Source organism: Pseudomonas sp. FG-3G (genome assembly GCF_901007645.1).
GTDB classification, from domain to species: domain Bacteria; phylum Pseudomonadota; class Gammaproteobacteria; order Pseudomonadales; family Pseudomonadaceae; genus Aquipseudomonas; species Aquipseudomonas rhizophila.
This window is the reverse complement of the sequence record NZ_CAAKGZ010000018.1, coordinates 60,584-82,854: the sequence shown is the minus strand read 5'-3', so window position 1 is coordinate 82,854 and position 22,271 is coordinate 60,584. Positions and strand designations below refer to the sequence as shown.

Sequence of the window (22,271 nt, the reverse complement as noted above, 5' to 3'; positions counted from 1 at the left end):
TGTGGGAGCGAGCCTGCTCGCGATAGCGGTTTGTCAGTCACCTCATGGCTGACTGAACCACCGCTATCGCGAGCAGGCTCGCTCCCACAGTTTTTTCACCACCGCTCTATTGGTGACTGACCCAGAACACCGCGGTGCCCACCACCAGGATAATCAGGAACAAAATGGCCCAGGCATCAACAGTACTGTCGCTTTTCCTTGCTTTGGTCGGATTGCTCATTGCATCGCCTCTTGTCGGTTTTGTAGGTGATTGCATAGGGACTCGACCACAGTTAAGACGATGATTGCCCGCACGACAAATGTGGGTTAGGCAATAATCAATCCCATTAGTCGATTTGGTTCTTTACATATACTCAAACATCACTTTTGCGCATAACTCAAAACAGGTATCTTGCACCGGCTCCTGTAGGAGTGCGCGGCCGTGCGCGCAGAATTGCCGAGGCAGAATCCGATTCCAGCGAGCCAACACGCAGCTGTTTCTGATCGGCCCAAGCCTGAGAACGAGACTTATATGTACGTATATGACGAGTACGATCAGCGGATCATCGAGGACCGCGTCAAGCAGTTCCGTGATCAGACCCGACGCTATCTGGCAGGCGAGCTGAGCGAAGAAGAATTCCGCCCTCTGCGTTTGCAGAATGGCCTGTATATCCAGCGCTTCGCCCCGATGCTGCGCGTAGCGGTGCCCTATGGCCAACTGACCTCGCGTCAGGTGCGCATGCTGGCCAAGATTGCCCGCGACTACGACAAAGGCTATGCCCACATCAGTACCCGCCAGAACGTCCAGTACAACTGGCCCGCCCTGGAAGATGTGCCCCAGATCCTGGCTGAACTGGCCACCGTGCAGATGCACGCGATCCAGACCAGCGGCAACTGCCTGCGCAACGTCACCACCGACCAGTTCGCCGGTGTCGCGGCCGATGAGTTGATCGACCCGCGCCCCTGGTGCGAGATCGTTCGCCAGTGGACCACCTTCCACCCGGAATTCGCCTACCTGCCGCGCAAGTTCAAGATCGCCATCAATGGCTCGACCTCGGACCGTGCGGCCATTGAAGTCCACGACATCGGCCTGGAGACGGTCTACAACGCCGCGGGCGAGCTGGGCTTCCGTGTGCTGGTGGGCGGCGGCCTGGGCCGTACGCCGGTGGTCGGCGCGTTCATCAACGAGTTCTTGCCATGGCAGGACCTGCTGAGCTACCTCGACGCCATCCTGCGGGTGTACAACCGCTACGGCCGTCGTGACAACAAGTACAAGGCGCGGATCAAGATCCTGGTCAAGGCTCTTACGCCAGAAGTGTTCGCCGAAAAGGTCGAGGCCGAAATGGCTCACCTGCGCGGCGGCCAGACCACCCTGACCGAAGCCGAAGTCCATCGCGTAGCCAAGCATTTCGTCGACCCGGACTACAAGGCCCTGAGCAACCAGGACGCCGAGCTGGCCGCGCTCGACAAAGAACATCCGGGCTTCGCCCGTTGGCGCACTCGCAACACCCTGGCCCACAAGAAACCGGGCTACGTCGCGGTGACCCTGTCCCTGAAGCCGACCGGCGTCGCGCCGGGCGACATCACCGACAAGCAGCTGGACGCCGTGGCCGACCTGGCTGAGCGCTACAGCTTCGGTCAACTGCGCACCTCCCACGAACAGAACATCATCCTGGCGGACGTTGAACAGAGCCAGTTGTTCACCCTGTGGGGCGAGTTACGCGAGCAAGGGTTCGCCACGCCGAACATCGGCCTGCTGACCGACATAATCTGCTGCCCGGGCGGCGATTTCTGCTCCCTGGCCAACGCCAAGTCGATCCCTATCGCCGAGTCGATCCAGCGTCGTTTCGACGACCTGGACTACCTGTTCGACATCGGCGAGCTGGACCTGAACATTTCCGGTTGCATGAACGCCTGTGGTCACCACCACGTCGGCCACATCGGCATCCTGGGCGTGGACAAGAAAGGCGAGGAGTTCTACCAGGTCTCCCTGGGCGGCAGCGGTAGCCGCGACGCCAGCCTGGGCAAGATCCTCGGCCCATCGTTTGCCCAGGACGACATGCCTGACGTGATCGAGAAGCTGATCGACGTTTACATCGAACAACGTACTGAAGACGAGCGTTTCATCGACACTTATCAACGTATCGGCATCGACCTCTTCAAGGAACGCGTCTATGCAGCGAATAATTAAGAACGACGAGGTTATCGACGAAACCTGGCACCTGCTGCCCAAGGACGCGACCCTCGATGGTATTTCCAACTGCGACGACCTGATCGTGCCCCTGGCCCTGTGGCGCGATCATGCTCACGCCCTCAAGGCCCGCGATGGCGGCCTGGGTGTGTGGCTGGACGCCGACGAAGAGGCGGAGGAAATCGGTGATGACGCCAATCAGTTCCAGGTCATCGCCCTGAACTTCCCGGCCTTCACCGACGGTCGCAGCTACTCCAACGCTCGCCTGCTGCGTGAGCGTTATGGCTTCAAGGGCGAATTGCGGGCGATTGGCGATGTGCTGCGCGACCAACTGTTCTACATGCGCCGTTGCGGTTTCGACGCCTTTGCCTTGCGCGCCGACAAGGACCCCTTTGAAGCCCTCGAAAGCCTCAAGGACTTCTCGGTGACCTACCAGGCTGCCACTGACGAGCCACTGCCGTTGTTTCGTCGTCGCTGAAACCTGATACAAAAAAAGCCCTGACCCGGGTGTTCCGGTTCAGGGCTTTTTTATGGATGGATGATTGGTGCGGAACCTGATCTTCAGCCCACCCTGAACCCAATGTGGGAGCGAGCCTGCTCGCGATAGCGGCTCGCCTGAGCAGGTGATGCTGGATGAACCACCGTCATCGCGAGCAGGCTCGCTCCCACAGGGTTAGCCGTTACCAGAACCGCTGCTGGGTCAGGCGGCTCCACCAACTGAGCAGCACCCGGTCCACCGAACCGCTGGCCGCCATGCCAATACGCTCCTGCAAACTTTTGCGCTCGGCGTAGTGCAAGTGGTACAGCTCGGCGCTCTTGGCCCGTTCAGCCAGGTATTCATCGCTGGTTTTCAGCTCGTCCACCAAGCGCTTGTCCAATGCTGCGACGCCCAGCCAGACTTCGCCAGTCGCCACTTCATCAATGGCCAGTTGCGGACGGTAGTTGGACACGAAGTTCTTGAACAACTCATGGGTGATGTCCAGGTCTTCCTGGAACTTCTCCCGACCCTTCTCGGTGTTTTCGCCAAACACCGTCAACGTGCGCTTGTATTCACCGGCTGTCAGCACTTCAAAATCGATGTCGTGCTTCTTCAGGAGGCGGTTGACGTTTGGCAACTGGGCCACGACGCCGATGGAGCCAAGAATGGCAAAAGGCGCGCTGATGATCTTCTCGCCGATGCACGCCATCATGTAGCCGCCGCTGGCCGCGACCTTGTCGATGCACACCGTCAGCGGCACGCCGGCCTGACGGATCCGGGCCAGTTGCGAGGAGGCCAGACCGTAGCTGTGGACCATGCCGCCACCGCTTTCCAGGCGCAACACCACTTCATCCTTCGGGGTCGCCAGGGTCAGCAATGCGGTGATTTCATGACGAAGGCTCTCGGTGGCCGAGGCTTTGATGTCACCGTCAAAATCCAGCACGAATACCCGAGGCTTGGCCGCCGGCTTGTCCTTGTGTTTCTTGGAGGCCTTTTCAGCCTTGCCTTCGGTCTTGCGCAGGGCCTTGAGCTGGTCTTTATCCAGCAGCGTCTGCTCCAGGCGCTCACGCAGTCCCTTGTAGAAGTCGTTGAGTTTGCTCACCTGCAACTGGCCGGCAGACTTGCGCCGGCCCTTGCTGCGCAGGGCAGCAAAACTGGCCAGCACCACCAGGATGGCGATCACCAGCGTCACGGTCTTGGCCAGGAAACTGGCGTATTCGATGAAAAACTCCACGATGGCTCCTAATAAATTCAAAACGCCGCTCAAGGGCGGGCACTCAACACGTTCAGCATACCCATGCGCCTGCGCCGCGACCAGCCGTGAAACCTGTGGTTACCTTAACGGGAGCGCAGCTGGACAAGGCTGTAACGGGCATTTCAAACAAGCGTATGTTTTTTCATTGACAGCTCACCGCCATCCTCATAACCTCGCCAAACCTTCAACGTACCGGGATGACGCGGACGTGGGCAGTATCTATCTGATTCGACATGGCCAGGCCTCCTTTGGTGCGGACGACTACGATGTCCTTTCGCCAAACGGTGTACGCCAGGCCCAAGTGCTGGGCAGCCACCTGGCCGAACTGGGTGTCGTGTTCGATCGCTGCCTCTCGGGCGACCTGCGTCGCCAGCTGGATACCGCCACAGGTGCGCTGGGCCAGATGTCCGCCGCCGGGCTGCCGGTTCCCGGGCTGGAGATCGATTCGGCGTTCAATGAGTTCGACGCCGACGCGGTGATCCGCGCCCTGTTGCCGGATATGCTGCCCCAGGAACCCGAAGCCCTGTACATTCTGCGCAATGCCGCACAGAACCGCGCCGAGTTCCAGCGCATCTTCGCGTTGATCATCGAGCGCTGGCTCAGCGGCCAGTACGACCCGCCCGAACTGGAAAGCTGGTTGGGTTTCGTCGAACGCGTGCAGGCCGGCCTGCAGCGCATTCTGGAGCAGGCCGACAATTCCCAGAAAATCGCCGTGTTCACTTCCGGCGGGACCATCACCGCCCTGCTCCACCTGATCACCCAGATGCCTGCGCGGCAGGCCTTCGAACTGAACTGGCAAATCGTCAACACCTCGCTCAACCACCTGAAATTCAGGGGCCGCGAGGTGGCCCTGGCTTCCTTCAACAGTCATGCCCACCTGCAACTGCTGAAGGCCCCGGACCTCATCACCTTTCGCTGAGTCCGGATCACTGTAGACCCTTGCTGTATAACCCAAATAAGGATCGAAACCATGACCTCCGTAGCCGACGCCGTACAAGCCATGAAAGCCAAGTTCAACCCAGACGCCGCTACCGGCCTGGACTTGATATTTGGTTTCAACATCACTGACGAAGACAAGCACTACGCCCTGATCGTCAAGGATGGCACCTGTGAGCTGCAAGAAGGCGAAAATGAAAAAGCCAACTGCACGCTGATCATGGACAGCGAAACCCTCAAGGGCATCGTCAGCGGCGATACCGACGGCATGCAAGCGTTCATGGGCGGCAAGCTGCGCGTCGAAGGCGACATGATGCTGTCGATGAAGCTGTCCGAATTGTTCCCGGCCTGAGTCTGCTTGCCCTTTCTACGGGCGCCCTGGCTGCAAACGAATCCCGCCTCTGTGGCGGGATTTGTGTTTTTACTTGAGCATTTCCACTGGCCGGTCCATCGCTATCGCGAGCAGGCTCGCTCCCACAGGGGATCTGGAGCGACGCTCAATCCTCATCACCCGGAGCAATTGTGGGAGCGAGCCTGCTCGCGATAGCGCCGGTACATTCAGCAAAGGACCCTGCGGTAGTTCGCAGGTGTCGTACAATCCCCGCTTTCCCCGTATCGGCCTGACCATGGACATCGACCTCGCCCGCACCTTTCTGGAAATCGTCCGCCACGGCAGCCTCGCCGCCGCGGCCGACAAGCTGCACGTCACCCAGACGGCTATCACGGCGCGAGTCCAGAAGCTTGAAAGCCAGCTTGGCTGCGTGCTGTTTGTGCGCAACCGTGCCGGCGCGCGCCTGACTGCCGACGGTGAAACGTTCGTGGTGTATGCCAATCAACTGGTGCAGACCTGGGAAGCGGCCCGCCGGGACCTGCCCTTGCCCGAAGGCTTTCGCAACGTTTTGCACCTCGGTGGCGAGGTCAGCCTATGCAACCCCTTGATGCTCGCCTGGGCCGAGGAACTGCGCCATAAAATCCCCGGCCATGCCCTGCGCATGGACATCCGCGATGGCGAAAAACTGCTGCAACAACTGGAACTGGGCCTGCTGGATGCCGCCGTGGTGTATCAGCCCGAATACTGGCCGAGGCTGCAAGTGGAACAGTTGCTGGAAGAGAAACTGATCCTGGTGCGCCTGGCGACCCGTCCAGAGCCCTACGTGTACATCGACTGGAGTGCCGACTTCCGTCGTCAGCACGACACTGCGCTGCCGGACAAGGCCAAGGCGGCCGTGACGTTCAACCTCGGCCCCCTGGCCCTGCAGTACATCCTGGAGAACGGCGGCAGCGGCTACTTCCGGACCCGAGTGGTGCAGAGCTATCTGGACAGCGGCATCCTGGAGCGGGTGCCCAAGGCGCCGGAATTCAACTACCCGACTTACCTCGTGTACTCCAGGGATCGGGATTCGGCGGCGTTGCAGCAAGCGTTCGAAGTGCTGCGCCAGATCGTCACGACCGGCAGCGACTGGTCCCAGCGCTGGGACCCGCTGACCTGACGAGTCTGCCGAAAAAAGCCCTCCTGCAAGCAGAGGGCTCCTCACCGATAGCCCGGCCCTAGGACTATCCCTGCAAGTACTGCGCGATCTCGTCCTTGACCTGCAAACGTTTCTCCTTGAGCGTCTTCAGGGCAACATCGGACAGTGCCGCGGAGGACGGTTTCTCGGCGTCGACCACTTCGGCATCTATTTGGGAATACTTGAGAAGTAACGAGTCGAGCCTGGGATTCTCGCTGCGCTTTTGCTGGATGTCGTCTTTTGTGCAGTTGAGATCCTGGCACAAATCGTGGATCACCGGCATGGAACACCTCCTTTGGTAGAACGATGGCTAACGCCTTCTACGGCGCTCGTCGACTATCAGAATGGCCTCGCCGACGGGGTTCTGTCGACCGTCAATCCGACCAGCGGTGACCGTTCGTCGTACCGCACCGCTTTGCAATCAAACCTTTGTCCGCCCGCCGCTCTCCATTGAACAGGACGACACAAGTCCCTTGTACAACCTGTGTGGAGACTTACCTATGGACGGATTCAACCTGCGTCAACTCGGCCTGGCAGTTGCCTTGAGCACCAGTATGGGAATGGCTTGGGCCGCGACTTCCAGCGACTTCGTCGACAACGCGGCGGCCGGTGGTATCGCGGAAATCGAAACCAGCAAACTGGCCCTGGAAAAAAGCAGTTCGGCGGACGTCAAGGAATTCGCCAACATGATGATTTCCGACCACACCAAAGCCAACGAGGAGTTGATCTCGCTGGCGAAAAAACACGATATCGAAGTGCCGGACGAAACCACGCTGGTGAAAAAGGCCAAGGCCAAGATTCTCGATATGCGCGAGGAATCGTTTGATGCGGCCTACGCCAACAACCAGGTGATGGCCCACGAAGAAACCATTGCCCTGTTCAAGAAAGAAGCCGAGACCGTCACTGACGACAAGAAGCCCGGCAACACCGAACTGAAGGCGTTCGCGCAAAAAATGCTTCCAGACTTGGAAAAACATCTGGAAATGGCCAAGAAACTCCAGGCCGCTCATCCAAGTAAATAGCAGAGAATGTAAAAAAAGCCCGATCATAACGTAAGGTTTAACGAGATCATCGGCCTGACCGAGAAGCCCTGCTGGTTTAATCTGGCAGGGCATTCTTGGTTTCAAACGTGAGGACCTCTCAGCATACCGAAATGCCTCTGAGCAACTTCGAGAAGCGCCCCCTTGATATTTTACTTCACCAAAAAGAGAGCATTAGTCCTGCCCCAGTGAGGAGTTGCTCTCTTTGCCATACGCCGTTATTAAGGTTATTGAGTTATGGGGCTGACATTGGCCGCTGGGCTAAGAAAATCAATGTGATAACCACTAGAGCCATCTCCGATAGCCAAGTGAACACCGCCGACACCCTCATTCAATTGCGAGTTCATCTTGTAATCTATAAGAGGCGCTATTTCATCGTTGACACCGATGGCGAATTCGGTTAATTCGAGACCTCGAGTTCCTGCGGCCATTTTCAAGACCTCTATATATTCACCATTACCAGTTCGTAGAGACGTTACCTTATTCTCCACGACAGTCAGCAATCCTCCGTTCTCAGAAAGGGTATCAGATAGCTGCTGAAGTTTCATTTTCATATCTTCGGGCAACATCGGATTAGGCTTTCTCAGGACAGTCAGAATTCCAGAAATATTTAGCTCCCCACTAAAAAAAATGGGCAGGGTTCTTGAGGCTTCATGTGAGCATAATGAACTTCGAAAAATTCGGCGACGGAATGTATGAAATCGCCAGAGACATCCTCGGCAATCAGCGCATAAGGCTCTGCCTTGGGCAATAGAGTAACGCGCCCGCAAGAACCGTTGCCTGTAACTGAAAACAACATAAGAATTAAGCATATTTAATACGGCGCGCTGTTTTTTCAGCGCCTTCTTGAAATCGCTATTTAGCAATAAATTCAGACTATAACTTGCACAACTCAGGGAGGGCTCGAAAACTTGTGCAGCACAAAAAACACTTCTCTTTCTGGGTGTGGCTTGCGCAATCTCTAATGTGAGTTTGGCGGCACTGTTGCTGAAGGAGAAAATTATGCTATTGCGAGGCAGAGCTTCGACCTTGGTGATATGCGCAGTTTTTAGCCCTTGATTAGAACACTTGTTAAGAAATTGCTCTGAATCGGCGACAACCTAGAATTCCTCAGCGCCAAAAAGTGTATGGATATTTGTCATGGACGACATAAAGTAGCTCCTTATGAAAAAGGGTGGCTGATCCATGCCACCCTTCTGAATCAAACGATATCAATCACCCATATAGGCCCAAGCCAATGGAGCCCACCCAAAATTTTCTGGACCTGAGGTAATACGATTAAGTTTCTCCTGAATTACTTTCTGCTTCTTCATGATTTCACCTTTACCTTATTTCCCCCCTTGCGGCTCAAGGGGGTGGTCGTATTAGCTCAAATTCATGCTGATTTTTAAATGATTTTTTTGATCGCTTTTTAGAACCAATACTTCTACTGAGAATAGCAGACAATAAAAATAGATTATTTATGTAGGAAGCATCTGTAGCTGAGTTCTGAAAACACCAAAATCCGCCTTATTAAGTTGTTTGTTTGGTCTAGTGTTGATAGGTTTTTCCTCCGACTGTTCAAGCCGTAGCAAACACTGATTCAAAGGGGCCAATAATGGGTGTTACCAAGAAATACCTGACTGACGTCGCGCTTCAGCAGGCGTTATCCATTACAGATCTGACTGAGGCGCACTCGCCCGCACATGCAGTCCGCCTGATCATGAACGAAATAATTGAAGGGCTGGTCAGTGCTGGGTGGCCGCAGGCTCTAATACAGACCGGCCCACGAATCGTATCCGCCGAAGAGAACTACGGACTGCTCGGTTATGGCCCGGCAGAAATCACTCTAGGCAGCGAACACACCCGGTGGATAGACGAACATTCACTGTTGCGTACACAAACCACTAGCCAGATTCCAATTGTGCTGCAACGTTCGGCTCAGGAACGCAAGCCTGGAGAGGTCATTTTGCTGGCCGCTCCGGGCATCACGTTCCGCCGCGACAGTCGTGATCGTTGGCACTGCGCCGAGCCACATCAGATGGACATATGGGTGCTGGGTGAACCCGAGCTCTCGGCGCGCGGACACCTTTTGCGCTTGGTCGGCGATATCCTTGGGGTCGCCGTCCCCGATAAACCTTGGGTTTACAGCGACAGTCCGCATCATTACACCGAAGGTGGCATTGAGGTGAATGTGATAAACGATGGTTCTGCTGTCGAAGTGCTGGAGTGTGGGCTTATTGCCACTTCGTTATTGCAACGGCTGGGAATCGATGCGCAGCGTCATGGCGGTCTGGCGTTGGGGATGGGGCTGGACCGGTTGACTATGCTACGAAAGGGAATCCCGGATATTCGCCTGCTGCGTGACCCTAATGAGCGAGTTCAGGCCCAGATGCAAGATTTACGTCCTTGGAGTACGGTTTCGCGTTTGCCTTCAATTACTCGGGACATTTCAGTGGCCGTGACTCCGGGTTTGAGTGAGGAAGTACTGACTGAGAAAATGCTCCAGGCGGCTGGCGACTGCTCTGGTTGGGTTGAGGAGATGCAAGTCAAAGGTCGTTGGACTTCGTCTGAATTACCACCACAAGCCATCGAGCGACTCGGGCTGTTACCCGGCCAGGAAAATGCTCTGTTGCGCGTCGTATTGCGGGATTGCTCGCGGTCAATCACGACTGCCGAGGCCAATGCATTGTATGAAAAAATCCAGTCGGCATTACATGAAGGCAAGCCGGGGGCTGGGTATCGGATGGACCTGTCGCCTCACTCATCCACTCAATAGATGCGCCAGCCACCCAACGGCGTCGTGAAATCCGAAAGCCCAGCTTCAAGAAAAGAAGCAGGGCTCATTGGCTAACCGCCATCCGTATCGATATCGGCGTCAGTGCTCTCACCGGATTCCGGGCGGTCCGGGTCAGGCTTGAAGCCAGGGCTGAAGGTGTTGTCGTTGTCCTGGTGGTGATTTTTTTGATCGACTTCGCTGTCGGCGCTTTGGGCCTTGCCTGCCCCAGCCGGGCTGACTGGCTGGGTGCCAGCGGGCTCAGGGGAAACCTGAGGATCGATCGCCGGATCATTGCGCGGTGACGGGGCCTGCGTCTGGCCTTGTTGCTGGGTGTTTGCAGGATCTTGGTTCATAGGCACCTCATTCATGACAGGCCGGATTGATGACCGGTCATGGTCATTTGAAGGTGGCATGGCGGCTTCGGTTCCATTTGTTTAGCGCGCCGCGATCAACTGCCCAACACAGTCCTCACCATGGTGATCAAGGCATCCGGGCCGTAAGGTTTGCTCAGCAGATGGGTATCGGGGCTCAATTGGTGGTTGCGGGAAATGATGTCCCGAGTGTGGCCCGAGGTGAACAGTATGGGCATAGGCGGAGTCTGTACCCTGGCCCAGGCCGCCAGGTCAGAGCTCTTGATCAGGCCAGGCATGACCACATCGGTAAAAATCAGATCCACCGAGGCACCTTCGAGCAAAAGCGCCATGGCCGCATCAGCGTTGGCGGCCGTGAGGGTCCGATAACCGGACTGTTCCAGCAGCTCCACCGACGCGCTGCGCACCTCTTCGTTATCCTCCACCACCAGAATCGTCTCTTGCCCACCGGTCAGAAGCGGGCTGTGTGGGGCCTCTTCACCTGTTTCAGGTTGCCGACTGCGGGGGAAATACATCTGCGCTCGCGTGCCTTCTCCCACGTCACTGGTAATCTCGATATGCCCGCCACTTTGCTTGACGAACCCGAACACCATGCTCAACCCAAGCCCGGTGCCCTGGCCGTCAGTCTTGGTGGTAAAAAACGGCTCGAACACATGGTCCAGGACATCGGGAGGCATGCCCGCGCCGCGGTCGATCACCGACAGGCGCACATAGTCACCGGCCGGAATGTCTTTACCGGCGCAGGACGATTCGTCGAGTACGATGTTTTCGCCGATCAGGCCGATGGTGCCCTCACCACACATGGCATCGCGGGCATTGATCGCCAGGTTCAGCAAAGCGTTTTCAAGCTGATTGCGATCGACGTGGATGCACCAGGGCTCGGCGGGCAAGGTCACTTCGATCTGGATGGTTTCGCCCAAGGCCCGCTGCAACAATTCGCCCAGACCGTCGAAGATTCGTCGTGGGTTGTAGACCGCCGGTGACAACGGTTGGCGGCGGGCAAACGCCAGCAATTGCGAGGACAGTTTGGCGCCCCGCTCCACCGCTTCGATGGAGGCACTGACCCGCCGCTGCACATTGGCGTTGTGCGGTTCGTGGCGAGCCAACAGGTGCAGGTTGCCGGCGATCACCTGCAGCAAGTTGTTGAAGTCATGAGCCACACCGCCGGTGAGTCCGCCAATGGCTTCGAGTTTCTGCGACTGGCGCAACTGCTCTTCGGCCGTCAACCGCGCATGCACTTCCTCGGCGACACGCTGCTCCAGATCACGGGTGAACTTGAGCAGCGATGCTTCAGCCGCCTTGCGTTCATTGATATCAATCAGCACACCGGGGAAACGCAACGGCCGGCCCAACGTATCGAATTCACATCGGCCGCTGGCCAGCACCCACAGGTAATCACCGCCGAGTCGACGCACCCGATACTCAGCGTTGTAGGGTGTTCCGGTGCGCAAGGTCAGTTCGACCCGCCGGTTCACCTCCTCCAGGTCATCGGGGTGGATGTTCTGGCGGGCAATCTCGACAGGCAGTGCATCCAGCGGCGTGTCTGGCGGGTAATTGAACGTGCGGGAAAAACGCTCATCGCCGGAAAGTGTGTCGTTCTGGATGTCCCAGACAAACGACCCCAGCAGTGGCCCGGCCGAGAGGGCCAACTGAATGCGCTCGTTGACGGCGCGGTAGCTGCGTTCGGCCTCCTGGCGGGCACGCTCGGTCAGCACAAGCTCGGTGGTTTCCACGACGATCGCCAAAACGCCGCCCGGAGACTGATCATCGTCGGGCACCGGGCTGTAATAAAGGTCCATCCAGACATCTTCGGGCTTGCCATTGCGTAGCAGTACCAGCTCTTTGCTGCGATAGGACAAGGTGCCACCAGCCAGGCAGACATCCAGTACGTGCCGATTGAATTCGGCCACCTCCGGCCAGCCCAACTCTACCGCGCAGCCCAGCAGGTACGGATGGCGCCCGCCGGCGAACTCGGCATAAGCATCGTTGTAGATCATGAAGCCCTGACGGCCCCACAACATGACCATCGGCAAAGGCGACGCCAGCAGCACCTGGACTGCGCTACGCAGACTGGCGGACCAGTGCTCGATGGCGCCCAGTTCGGTCTGGCTCCAATCGAACGACCGGATACGCCCGGCCATTTCACCGCCCCAACCGGGGCATCCATGATTCTGGGATAAGAACTGCATGAGTCGATTCTGAACCTCGAAAATGCCAGCAGGGAATCGGCATACCACAAGTCCCTTGTGCTCAGAGCTTCGAGCGCTGCGCTGGCGTTTGGTTTCATGGGCAGGTCATGATGCAAACCTGTCCGGGCTGGCGACATGCTTGCTGTGTGGCAGCCGGGTTCAGCGGAAATCGCGGCTATGCACCTGGATACCCGCCAGCAACTCGGTCAGGTCGCTCAGGCGGCCGGCGATCAGGTGACGAACCTCACCGACACTTTCCCAACGCCCGTCGACCCTGAGCAATTGCGAACCCACCAACGCTTTGCGTTGGCGCTCGGCCAGATCGCGCCAGACCACCACGTTGAGGTTGCCAAACTCATCCTCCAGGGTGACAAAAGTCACGCCGCTGGCCGTGCCTGGCCGTTGGCGGCCGGTGACCAGCCCGGCGACGCTGACGTTGCGGCCATGCTCCACATCCTGCAGTTCCCGCGAGCTGCGACAGCGCCGGGCGCGCAGTTCGGGGCGCAGCAAAGCCAGTGGATGGGGGCCCAGTGTCGTACCGACGCTGGCGTAATCGGCGAACAGATTCTCCCCCACCGTAGGTTTTGGCAGGTCCACGGGCGGTTCTTCCTGGCTGGGCAAACCGGCGAACAAGCCCAGTTGTTTCTGTACCCCGGCCACCTCCCAGCGAGCGCGATGACGATCACCGGCCAAGCCCCGCAAGGCACCGGCGTCGGCCAGTTGCGCCTGGGCCCGGGCATCGAGTTGCGCGCGCTCGCCAAGGTCGGCCACGTCACTGAAGGGCCGATGCCGGCGGGCCGCTTCGATACGATGGGCATCCTCTTGGCGAAAGCCCTTGATCATGCGCAAACCCAGGCGAAGCGCCGGTTGTCGGCCTTCCATGGGTTCGAGGCTGCAATCCCAGTCACTGGCGCGCACGTCCACCGGGCGGATCTGCAACTGATGCCGGCGGGCATCCTGCAGAATCTGGTCCGGGCTGTAGAACCCCATGGGCCAGCTGTTGATCAGGGCACAGGCGAACGCCGCCGGTTCATGGCATTTGAGCCAACTGCTGGCGTAGGTCAGCAAGGCGAAGCTGGCGGCATGGGACTCGGGAAAACCGTAATTGCCGAACCCCTTGATCTGTTCAAAGATCTGCGCGGCGAATTCGGCGGTGTAGCCGTTTTTCGCCATCCCCGCCGCCAGGCGTTCCCGATGCGGTTCCAGGCCGCCGTGACGTTTCCAGGCAGCCATGGAACGACGCAGCTGGTCAGCTTCGCCGGGGCTGTAATCCGCCGCAACGATGGCGATCTGCATGACCTGCTCCTGAAACAGGGGCACGCCCAAGGTGCGCTTGAGCACTTCTTCCAACGCTTTGGAGGGGTAAGTCACCGCTTCTTCCTTGTTTTTACGCCGCAGATACGGGTGCACCATCCCGCCTTGGATCGGCCCCGGTCGCACGATGGCCACTTCAATAACCAGGTCATAAAAGGACTCGGGTTTGAGCCGAGGCAACATCGCCATCTGTGCGCGCGACTCGATCTGGAACACGCCAATGGTGTCGGCGCGGGTGATCATCTCGTAAGTGGCCGCGTCGTCCTTGGGCAACGTCGCCAAGGTGTAGTGCTGGCCGCGGTACTGCGCGATCAGATCAAAACAGCGACGAATTGCGCTGAGCATGCCCAAGGCCAGGATATCCACCTTGAGCAACCCGACCGCGTCCAGGTCGTCCTTGTCCCACTGGATGATGGTGCGCTCGGCCATAGCGGCGTTCTCCACCGGCACCAGAGTGTCCAGAGGCTGTTCGGAGATCACGAAGCCGCCAGGGTGCTGGGACAGATGCCGGGGAAAACCGATCAGTTGTTGGGTCAGGCTCAGGACCCGGCGCAACACCGGGCTGTCCGGGTCGAAGCCACCTTCGCGCAGGCGATCCACTGGCGGTGCCTCGTCACTCCAGCGCCCACAACAGTCGGCCAGCGCGTTGACCTGATCCGGCGGCAAGCCCAAGGCCTTGGCGACGTCCCGCACCGCGCCGGCACCGTGGTAGCTGCTGACCACCGCCGTCAATGCCGCACGATGGCGGCCATAGCGCTGGAACACGTACTGCAGCACTTCTTCGCGACGCTCGTGTTCAAAATCGACGTCGATGTCCGGCGGCTCGTTGCGCTCCCGGGACAGGAATCGCTCGAACAGCATGCTGGTCTGGCTCGGGTCGATTTCGGTGATCCCCAAGGCGTAGCACACCGCCGAGTTGGCCGCCGAGCCACGCCCCTGACAAAGAATATTGCGGCTGCGGGCGAAGCTGACGATGTCCTGTACGGTGAGGAAATAGCTGTCGTAGCCCAGATCGGCGATCAGAGTCAGTTCTTTATCGATTTGTACCCGTACTTTGTCTTCCACACCCTTGGCCCATCGCTCGCGCATACCGCGTTCGGTCAATTCCCGCAGCCAGGACGCTGGATCATGCCCCTCAGGCACCAGTTCACGGGGGTATTGATAACGCAGTTGGCCAAGGTCGAACGTACAGCGCCGGGCGATGTTCAACGTTTCGTCGAGCAAGGCGCGCGGGTAGATTTCGGCCAGGGCCGGGAGACTGCGCAGGTGGCGCTCGCCGTTGGGGTGCAGGCGCTGGCCGGCCTCGGCCACCGTGACGTGGTGTCGAATGGCGGTCATGGTGTCCTGCAGGGCGCGCCGGCCGCGCACATGCATGTGCACGTCTCCCGTGGCCACGGCCGGAAGGTCCAAACGCTCGGCCAGCGCCAGCAAGTCCGCCAGCCGACGCCGGTCGTCCTGCCCGCAATGCAACTGGACCGACAGCCACAAGCGCTCGGCGAATATCTTCCGCAACCAGCGCCCCTGCTCTTCGGAATCGTTGTCACCGGGCACCCACAACGCCAGCAACCCCAGCAAGGGCTCGTCGAAGTCTTCTCGCACGATGCGATAGCGACCTTTCTCGCTGCGGCGGCGGGCGCGGGTGATCAGCCGGCACAAGGCTTGATAGCCTTGCAGATTTTCCACCAGCAGCACCAGTTTCGGACCGTTCTCGATCTGGATCTCACTGCCGACGATCAAGTGCAGGTCCAGCTCCCGGGCAGCCTGCCAGGCCCGGACAATCCCGGCCAGGGTGCACTCATCGGTGATTGCCAGGGCCTTGTAACCTTGTTGTTGCGCACGACGGCACAGCTCCAGGGCGCTGGAGGCACCGCGCTGGAAACTGAAGTTCGACAGGCAATGCAGCTCGGCATATTCGATGTTCATGCGAACCAGCCCTGCAGCCACAGCGGGCCACCCTCGCCCACCGGTCGATAGGCCCAGCCCCGTTGGCCAGCGCGGGTTTCGATCAGATAGTAATCCCGGCGCACGTCGGCGCCGTCCCACCAGCCGGACTCGATGCGCTCCGGGCCCATGAGGATTCGCGCCTGGCTCTCCTGCAAGGCCTGGGGTTCGTCCAGCAGCCAGCCGGGACGCCGGACGCCCTCGCGCACCGGACATGCCAGGGCCTGGCGTTGAGAGGTCATCTGCCAGGCACATTCAGGCCGATGGTCATCGCGAAACCCCAGGCCCTGCACTGCGTCGTCCCCCAGCCGGGCCCGCAGCCGCTCGCGCAATTGCTCCCAAGGCAAGGACTGCTGGGGGCGCTCGTCGAACAGCTCCAGGCGTTGGGGCACGAAACTGGGCAGGTCTTCAGCACACAAGCGAAAGCCACGTACCGGTGCCTCGACCTGCACCTGTTCCAGCCGACCACGAGCCAGTTCGAAAAGCATCGCAGGATCCCGCTCGGCGCTGAGCAAGCCGACCTTGATCAGCGTGTCCGGCAACCCGGCGTGTTCCAGGTGCAGGTCAAAGCGTTGCACGCCGCTGTCGCGACCGCACAGGAAAGCCGAGAGATCACCGGTCAACCGGCGCAACGGAAACAACAACGCCTGGTGGGATTGCACGTCGTAATTGAGCTCGATGCGCACATCGAAACGGTCCGGCGGCAGGTAAAACGACAGCGCCAGGGTGCGGCTGCCCGTCAGCGCGTCAAGATGCTTGAGCACCTGGGCCTCAAAACGCCGCGCCAGGGTGTGTCGGGGCAAGGCCTGGACCTGGCTCAACTGGCGCAGCCCCATGCGTGACAGTGCCGTGGCGACGTCGGGTTCCAGGCCGATACGCTCCACCGGCATCTGCCCCAGGCAGGCTTGCAGGGTTTCAATATCGGGCACCACCAGGGCGTCGTAGGCATTGGCCAACACCCGCGCCGCCACCGGGTTGGGGGCGGCGACAATGCGATGCCGGAATCCCAGTTGCGTCAGCTCGGCCCGCAGGCGCTTCTCGAACACCGGCCAGGGGCCGAACAGGCCCAGGCTCGACTCGATCTCGAACACCACCGTGCGCGGGTAATGCACGCTGACCTGGGAGCTGAAACGGTAGGCCCAGGCCGCCAGGAACTGTTGCCAGTGTTCGATCTGCGCCGCATCGTATTCGGCCGTGGCAAAGCCTTTGCTCAGGGCCTGGGCGGCCGTCATGGTCTGGCCGGGGCGCAAACCCAGGGCCCGTGCCGGGTCATTGACCGCTTGCAGGACCCGGCGCTGGGCCGGACCGGTCAACAGCGCCAAGGGCTCGTCGGGATCGGGACGCTGACGCAGCGCGGCGTCCAGCGCCAGTTGCGGGAAGAGTATGCAGACCCAGCGCATCGCAACCTCAATGCTCGGTCGGTGTGCTGAGCGTGGCGAAGGCAATGGGCGTCGAACGGGCCAGCCCGCCCCGGCACTTGAGCACCCGCAATTGCCCTGGCCTGCCATCGATGGCGATGCGCAGGGCCGCCGGCGAGGGGTTTATGGCTTCCTGAATCGAGCGCCAGGCGAACGCCAGGGTCTGGCCGGTTTCCGCCGCCACTTGCAAGCGGCGCAGGGCGCGATCATCAGCCTGGCGGGGCCAGCACAGCACCGCGCCGCAACTGCCCGAACGCAGGCATTGTTCGGCGGCCCACAAGGCATCGCGCTCATCGGCCCGGATCACTGACAACTGGCGCAGGTCCACCCCAGCGTTCTGCCAGGCCTGCGGATAGGGCACGAATGGCGGCGCCACCAGCACGATCCGCTCCCCCGCCGCCGTCAGTCGCGCCAAGGTTGGCCAGACCAGTTGCAACTCGCCCACGCCCGGCGCGGCGACCAGCAGTTCCGTCAGCGCCGCTTCCGGCCAGCCACCGCTGGGCAACGCCGCGTCCAGGGCCGCATGACCGGTGGGCTGCGGGCTGGCAGCCGGGGGCGCGGACCGGCCCTTCCAGACCTGGCCACCGTTGAACAGCGTGTCCAGCGCAACGACAGCGCCCATCAGCCTTGCCTCAGCAAGCCACAGAACACGCCTTCGATGGCCAGGTCCTGGTCGGCTTCGACAATGATCGGCTGGTAGGCCGGGTTGCGCGGCAGCAAACGTATCCGCTCACCGATTCGCTCGAAGCGCTTGATGGTGACTTCACCGTCCAGGCGCGCCACGACGATCTGGCCGTTGGAGGCCTGGGGCGTACGCTGCACGCCCACCAGGTCGCCGTCGAGAATGCCATCCTCGATCATCGAGTCCCCCTGGACCCGTAGCAGGTAATCCGGCGCCTTGGTGAACATCGCCGGGTCGAGCATCAGGCGACTGTGGACCTCGGCATCCGCACCGATCGGCAGGCCGGCGGCCACCCGCCCCAGCACCGGTACGTCCAGCAGCTCGGGACGCGGCGGCTGGTTCAGCAAGCGAATACCCCGGGCCTGGTGCGGATTGACTTCGATGAAACCGGCTTCGGTCAACGCCAGCACATGCTTGCGCGCCACGCTGCGGGAGGCGAAACCGAACGCCTCGCTGATTTCAGCGAGGCTGGGGGGCTGGCCCTGCTCGGCGATGCGTTCGCGGATGAAGGTCAGGATGGCGGTACGGCGGGGGGTGAGAGTCGTCATGGAGTACATTTGTACTCTTGTCGGTTTTTTCTGACAAGCACCGCCAGTCAGTCAACCACAGGGAGCCGACCATTGACCGTCCCGGCTAAGCCGGTGTCGACCCCTCGGTCCGAAACGCGCTCGGGCTCATCCCGGTCCAGCGCCGGAACGCCCGGCGGAAACTGCGCACATCGCTGTAGCCGACCTCTTCGGTGATGCGCTCGATGGACCAGTCGGGGTTGGCCAGCAGGTTCAGGGTCCGGCCACGACGCACCTGTTCCAGCAAGGCTTCGAAGGTCAGGTTGTGCTCGGTCAAGCGTCGGCGCAGGGTGCGGCTGCTCATGTTGAGGTCGCTGGCGATTTTCTCGATGTGGCTGCCACGGGTCAGGTCCCGGGCAATCGCCCGCTCCACCGCCTGGATCAGATCGATCTTGCGATGGACCTCAGTGGCCTCCTGTTCCAGCAAGGCCAGGGCCTGACGCAAGGCCAGCGGATGATGGTTGGGCAGGCGTACGCCGAGCCAACAGGCATCGATCAGCATGCGATTGTGACGACAACCGAAACGCACATCCGGCCCCAGGACCCGATGGTATTCCTGGGCATAAGACGGCGCAGCGTGCATGAACTCCACGGCCTGGGGCCTGAAGTCAGGACCTGCCAACGCCCTGCCGTACACCATCAGGCTGGCGAAAAACTCTTCGACCGCAAAAACCTGGACCTCGGCAAAAGGCAGGCGGCAAGTCGCCTCCACCATGATCCGGTCACTGGCCTCTTCAACACTCGATACTGCGATGCCGCCGGTGGTGTGTTGATACCGAATCCCCAGGGCAAAGGCATCGCGCAGGGTTTCGCACAGCGACAACACGTGGCCCAGCAGGCCCAGGGTACCCAATACATTGCGATCGCCCACCCACAAGCCCAGGCCCCGATCAGGCAACAGCTTGAGCGCCCGCTGGATCATGACCACGGCCTGGCGATAGGAAATCCGCTGGGCCGGATCCTGCAGATCGTCGAGCCCGAAACCAAGGCCACGACACAGGCTGGCGGCATCGAAACCCTGGTCTGCCACCACATCGGCCAAGGTTTGCAAAAGAAACGGCGATACCAGCGCCAGTTCATAGGTCGGGTCGATGACTTTCATCTGCATGGGCGGGTTCCGGGGCACGTTAGGTGGCGTTTTTGTAACCGGTTGTTTCATAAACGTTAGCATGACCCAGCGTATAGAGGGGCACAAAAATCTGGCCGCCCATGTCCCCTGTGTGGCCGCCAATACCCTGCCCTGTCGGCGGCGAACGGCTTATTTGTATGGCTCGGACCTTTGGTGCATCTCCAACAATAATAATGAGCCCCCGCATGAACCCGACCCGCACGACATTCGCCTTGCAACTGACCCTCGGCCTGGCCTGTGCCCTGCCGGCCCTGGCCACCGAAACCGGAGTCGATAACATCGGCACCGGCACCGACGGTTTCTTCGTATTGCCGCTGGACGTCGACAACCTTCCTGACCACATGTTTGCGTTCAACCTCTACTACAACCATTACAAGGCCAGGAAATTCAACATCAGTTCGTTGGGCGGCGAAGTCCCGGATGTCGAAATCGAATCCACGGCGGTGGTCCCCCGGATCGATTACCTGAGCCCTTTGCGGGTGGCCGGTGGACGCCTGGGTATCTACGTTGGCCAGCCCTGGATCAAACAGGAAATCTCGGTGTTCGGCCTGCAGGACACTCGCGAAGGCATGGGCGATACCACCATTTCGCCCATTGTGCTGTGGGACATGGGCAAAAACCTGACCCTGGCCGCCGCACTGGAAATCACCGTGCCGACCGGCGAATACAGCACCGACCGCCTGGCCAACACCAGCACCAATTTCTACACCTACAAGCCGCTGTTTTCCTTCACCTGGTTGCCCACGGAAAACACCGAGGTGTCGATGAAAAGCACTTACAGTTTCAATCGCGAGAACAAGGACACCGACTACCGCTCAGGGCAGATTTTCCACTTCGACTATTCCGTCAGTTACCGGCTGACGGACAACGTGATGCTGGGGCTCAACGGTTACTACCTCAAGCAGACCACCGACGACAAACAATACGACCGCACCGTGCAGTTCGCCGGTCAGGACGTGGATGACGGCGTGCGCGGCCAGGTGTTCGCCATCGGTCCGGCGCTGCACCTGACCTTTCTCAAATACGCCAGCGCCGAGATCCGCTGGGCAAAGGAATTCAACGTAGAGAACCGCCCCGAAGGCGAAATGCTCTGGGCCAAGATCAGTATTCCGTTTGCGTTGTGAACGCTCTATTCGGTTCCGGCAGGCTCACCAGCAATCCCTTGTGGGAACGAGCCTGCTCGCGATAGCGGTGGATCGGTCTACATTGATGCTGAATGTACCGCCGTCATCGCGAGCAGGCTCGCTCCCACAGGATCCGTGGTCAGCTATAGACCGGCCACATCTCGACTATCCGCCCTCCACGCACGGCCAGCAGATCACCGAACTGCAACAGCACCGACTCGCTCTGGGTCGGTCGCAGGAACACCTGGTCCTCCACCGCCAGCCCCACTGTTTCAGAACCGTTGACCATTTCCTGATTGGAGCTGCGACCGTAGAGGTCGTTGTGCTTCAAGCCTGAGGGTGATTCGAGATCGGCCATCCAGTTACCGCCGTAGATGAAAAAAGTCCCGCGCTGGTTCACGTCCCACCAGGAAAAAATCCGCGACTTGTCGTCCAGTGCCGGGATGTTGACCGGGCCGGTGCGCTTCAAGACCGGCGTGGCGATGTAAGCGGCCGGTACGTGCTCGTTCAACGATGGCAGGTCGTAGTGGCTGGGTTTGAGCATGGCCGTGCCCACCGAGACTTCACTGCTCAGTTTCTCCCGTTCGTGCAAGCGATAGCTGGGGCTGCCGGCGGTGTTGAGGGTCAGGCCAGGATGCCAGAGGTCGGGGTAGCGCAGACGCACGAAATCCACCCGTGCGGTGTAGATCGCCATGACCCGCGCCAGCAGCTCCTGAGGGGTTGCCAGCAGCTCGGGCACGCCCATGCCCACGAACGGGTCGTAGCCCATGAACCCGGTGAATTCCAAGTGCGTCGGGTTCGCCCGAATCAGCTTGAGCATCGCCTCCAGCGTGGCATCGTCGGCTACCCCACCCCGGTGCAGGCCTACATCCAGTTCGATATTGATCCGCAAGCGAGTACCAAGCCCCTGGGCCAGGGCCCGGTATTGCTCAAGCCGTTCAGGCGTGTCCAGCAGCCACTGCAACTGGCGTGACGGATCGAAGGGTCCTTTGTGAAGCTCATAGAACAACGCGGCGGAACGCACCGGCAGAGGTTTGCCCAGCAAAATATCAGCCGTGGGAAACTGCAACGCATCGTGGTTGAGAAACGGTTGGTGGAACGACATCAACCGTCGAGTCTCGGCTCGCTGGCCAATGTAGTTCAACAGCCCCGGCGATGGCAGGGACTTCTCCACTAACCGCAGCTGTTTGCCGGCGCGCCGGACCGAGGCCACTACCACGCCGATGTTGTGATCTAGTCGGTCCAGGTCAATCAGCATCACCGGTCGCATGGGACCGTGGGCCTTGAGTTCCCGGTTCAACTGGCGGAAATAATCGCTGTACGGCCCGCCCTGGTCCCGCGGTCGCAGCCAGGCACCGACGCCGGCCAGCAACAGTCCAGCGCCCACCGTCC

General features: G+C 60.0%; 19 protein-coding genes. 8 read left to right on the top strand and 11 right to left on the bottom strand.

Annotated elements, in window-relative coordinates; translation table 11 throughout:
• Positions 1–511 precede the first annotated feature (511 nt).
• Both PSEUDOMOFG3G_RS08755 and PSEUDOMOFG3G_RS08750 read left to right on the top strand, forming a co-directional pair.
• Positions 512–2,170, top strand: coding sequence for a nitrite/sulfite reductase (locus tag PSEUDOMOFG3G_RS08755; RefSeq protein ID WP_047227821.1), 1,659 nt, complete (start codon positions 512–514; stop codon positions 2,168–2,170).
• Entirely contained in the window at positions 2,154–2,648 is a 495-nt protein-coding gene (locus tag PSEUDOMOFG3G_RS08750) for a DUF934 domain-containing protein (RefSeq protein WP_047227820.1), read from the top strand. Before PSEUDOMOFG3G_RS08755 ends, PSEUDOMOFG3G_RS08750 begins: the two co-directional genes overlap by 17 nt.
• Before the next feature lie 202 nt (positions 2,649–2,850).
• On the opposite strand, the gene sohB is transcribed toward PSEUDOMOFG3G_RS08750, so the two are convergent.
• Entirely contained in the window at positions 2,851–3,882 is a 1,032-nt protein-coding gene (sohB, locus tag PSEUDOMOFG3G_RS08745; protein ID WP_139049651.1) for a protease SohB, read from the bottom strand.
• A 229-nt stretch (positions 3,883–4,111) separates the two neighbouring features.
• Between sohB and PSEUDOMOFG3G_RS08740 the strand changes: the two genes are divergently transcribed.
• The 3 genes from PSEUDOMOFG3G_RS08740 to PSEUDOMOFG3G_RS08730 all read left to right on the top strand — a co-directional run bounded on the left by PSEUDOMOFG3G_RS08740 (position 4,112) and on the right by PSEUDOMOFG3G_RS08730 (position 6,329).
• Entirely contained in the window at positions 4,112–4,822 is a 711-nt protein-coding gene (locus PSEUDOMOFG3G_RS08740) for a histidine phosphatase family protein (RefSeq protein ID WP_139049650.1), read from the top strand.
• A gap of 51 nt (positions 4,823–4,873) precedes the next feature.
• Positions 4,874–5,191, top strand: a complete 318-nt coding sequence (locus PSEUDOMOFG3G_RS08735; protein ID WP_047227817.1) for an SCP2 sterol-binding domain-containing protein — start codon at positions 4,874–4,876, stop codon at positions 5,189–5,191.
• A gap of 274 nt (positions 5,192–5,465) precedes the next feature.
• Complete coding sequence (locus PSEUDOMOFG3G_RS08730; protein WP_047227886.1) at positions 5,466–6,329, top strand: LysR family transcriptional regulator; 864 nt, start codon at positions 5,466–5,468, stop codon at positions 6,327–6,329.
• Positions 6,330–6,393: 64 nt separating this feature from the next.
• Here the strand turns inward: PSEUDOMOFG3G_RS08730 and PSEUDOMOFG3G_RS08725 are convergent, their stop codons facing one another.
• Positions 6,394–6,630: a YdcH family protein gene (locus PSEUDOMOFG3G_RS08725; protein WP_047227816.1), complete on the bottom strand. Its 237-nt coding sequence runs from the start codon at positions 6,628–6,630 to the stop codon at positions 6,394–6,396.
• Between the two features lie 217 nt (positions 6,631–6,847).
• On the opposite strand from PSEUDOMOFG3G_RS08725, the gene PSEUDOMOFG3G_RS08720 reads away from it, so the two are divergent.
• Positions 6,848–7,369, top strand: a complete 522-nt coding sequence (locus tag PSEUDOMOFG3G_RS08720; protein WP_047227815.1) for a DUF4142 domain-containing protein — start codon at positions 6,848–6,850, stop codon at positions 7,367–7,369.
• Between the two features lie 245 nt (positions 7,370–7,614).
• Here PSEUDOMOFG3G_RS08720 and PSEUDOMOFG3G_RS27990 read toward each other — a convergent pair whose 3' ends face one another.
• Complete coding sequence (locus tag PSEUDOMOFG3G_RS27990) at positions 7,615–7,935, bottom strand: hypothetical protein (RefSeq protein WP_257220682.1); 321 nt, start codon at positions 7,933–7,935, stop codon at positions 7,615–7,617.
• Between the two features lie 1,049 nt (positions 7,936–8,984).
• Between PSEUDOMOFG3G_RS27990 and PSEUDOMOFG3G_RS08710 the strand changes: the two genes are divergently transcribed.
• Positions 8,985–10,145: a hypothetical protein gene (locus PSEUDOMOFG3G_RS08710; RefSeq protein WP_139049649.1), complete on the top strand. Its 1,161-nt coding sequence runs from the start codon at positions 8,985–8,987 to the stop codon at positions 10,143–10,145.
• A 71-nt stretch (positions 10,146–10,216) separates the two neighbouring features.
• On the opposite strand, the gene PSEUDOMOFG3G_RS08705 is transcribed toward PSEUDOMOFG3G_RS08710, so the two are convergent.
• The 7 genes from PSEUDOMOFG3G_RS08705 to PSEUDOMOFG3G_RS08675 form a co-directional block, all read right to left on the bottom strand.
• Positions 10,217–10,498: a hypothetical protein gene (locus PSEUDOMOFG3G_RS08705; protein WP_047227813.1), complete on the bottom strand. Its 282-nt coding sequence runs from the start codon at positions 10,496–10,498 to the stop codon at positions 10,217–10,219.
• Positions 10,499–10,593: 95 nt separating this feature from the next.
• Positions 10,594–12,705, bottom strand: coding sequence for a PAS domain-containing sensor histidine kinase (locus PSEUDOMOFG3G_RS08700; RefSeq protein ID WP_107322648.1), 2,112 nt, complete (start codon positions 12,703–12,705; stop codon positions 10,594–10,596).
• Between the two features lie 159 nt (positions 12,706–12,864).
• The gene (locus PSEUDOMOFG3G_RS08695) at positions 12,865–15,963 is read right to left on the bottom strand and encodes an error-prone DNA polymerase (RefSeq protein ID WP_218277728.1); all 3,099 of its coding nucleotides are present in this window, start codon (positions 15,961–15,963) and stop codon (positions 12,865–12,867) included.
• Positions 15,939–17,360: a DNA polymerase Y family protein gene (locus tag PSEUDOMOFG3G_RS08690; RefSeq protein ID WP_139049648.1), complete on the bottom strand. Its 1,422-nt coding sequence runs from the start codon at positions 17,358–17,360 to the stop codon at positions 15,939–15,941. Before PSEUDOMOFG3G_RS08690 ends, PSEUDOMOFG3G_RS08695 begins: the two co-directional genes overlap by 25 nt.
• Before the next feature lie 7 nt (positions 17,361–17,367).
• Entirely contained in the window at positions 17,368–18,000 is a 633-nt protein-coding gene (gene imuA, locus PSEUDOMOFG3G_RS08685) for a translesion DNA synthesis-associated protein ImuA (RefSeq protein WP_139049647.1), read from the bottom strand.
• Positions 18,000–18,617 carry a transcriptional repressor LexA gene (gene lexA, locus PSEUDOMOFG3G_RS08680; RefSeq protein WP_047227808.1) on the bottom strand — a complete coding sequence of 206 codons (618 nt, stop codon included), beginning with the start codon at positions 18,615–18,617 and terminating at the stop codon, positions 18,000–18,002. Before lexA ends, imuA begins: the two co-directional genes overlap by 1 nt.
• Before the next feature lie 76 nt (positions 18,618–18,693).
• Positions 18,694–19,734 (bottom strand): AraC family transcriptional regulator, encoded by a 1,041-nt coding sequence (locus PSEUDOMOFG3G_RS08675; protein WP_139049646.1) that lies wholly within the window; start codon positions 19,732–19,734, stop codon positions 18,694–18,696.
• A 206-nt stretch (positions 19,735–19,940) separates the two neighbouring features.
• Here PSEUDOMOFG3G_RS08675 and PSEUDOMOFG3G_RS08670 point away from each other — a divergent pair, with 206 nt between their 5' ends.
• Positions 19,941–20,879: a transporter gene (locus tag PSEUDOMOFG3G_RS08670; RefSeq protein ID WP_139049645.1), complete on the top strand. Its 939-nt coding sequence runs from the start codon at positions 19,941–19,943 to the stop codon at positions 20,877–20,879.
• Between the two features lie 139 nt (positions 20,880–21,018).
• Here the strand turns inward: PSEUDOMOFG3G_RS08670 and PSEUDOMOFG3G_RS08665 are convergent, their stop codons facing one another.
• A complete protein-coding gene (locus PSEUDOMOFG3G_RS08665) occupies positions 21,019–22,227 on the bottom strand; it encodes a DSD1 family PLP-dependent enzyme (protein WP_171061347.1) in 1,209 nt (402 codons plus the stop codon).
• Positions 22,228–22,271 lie beyond the last annotated feature (44 nt).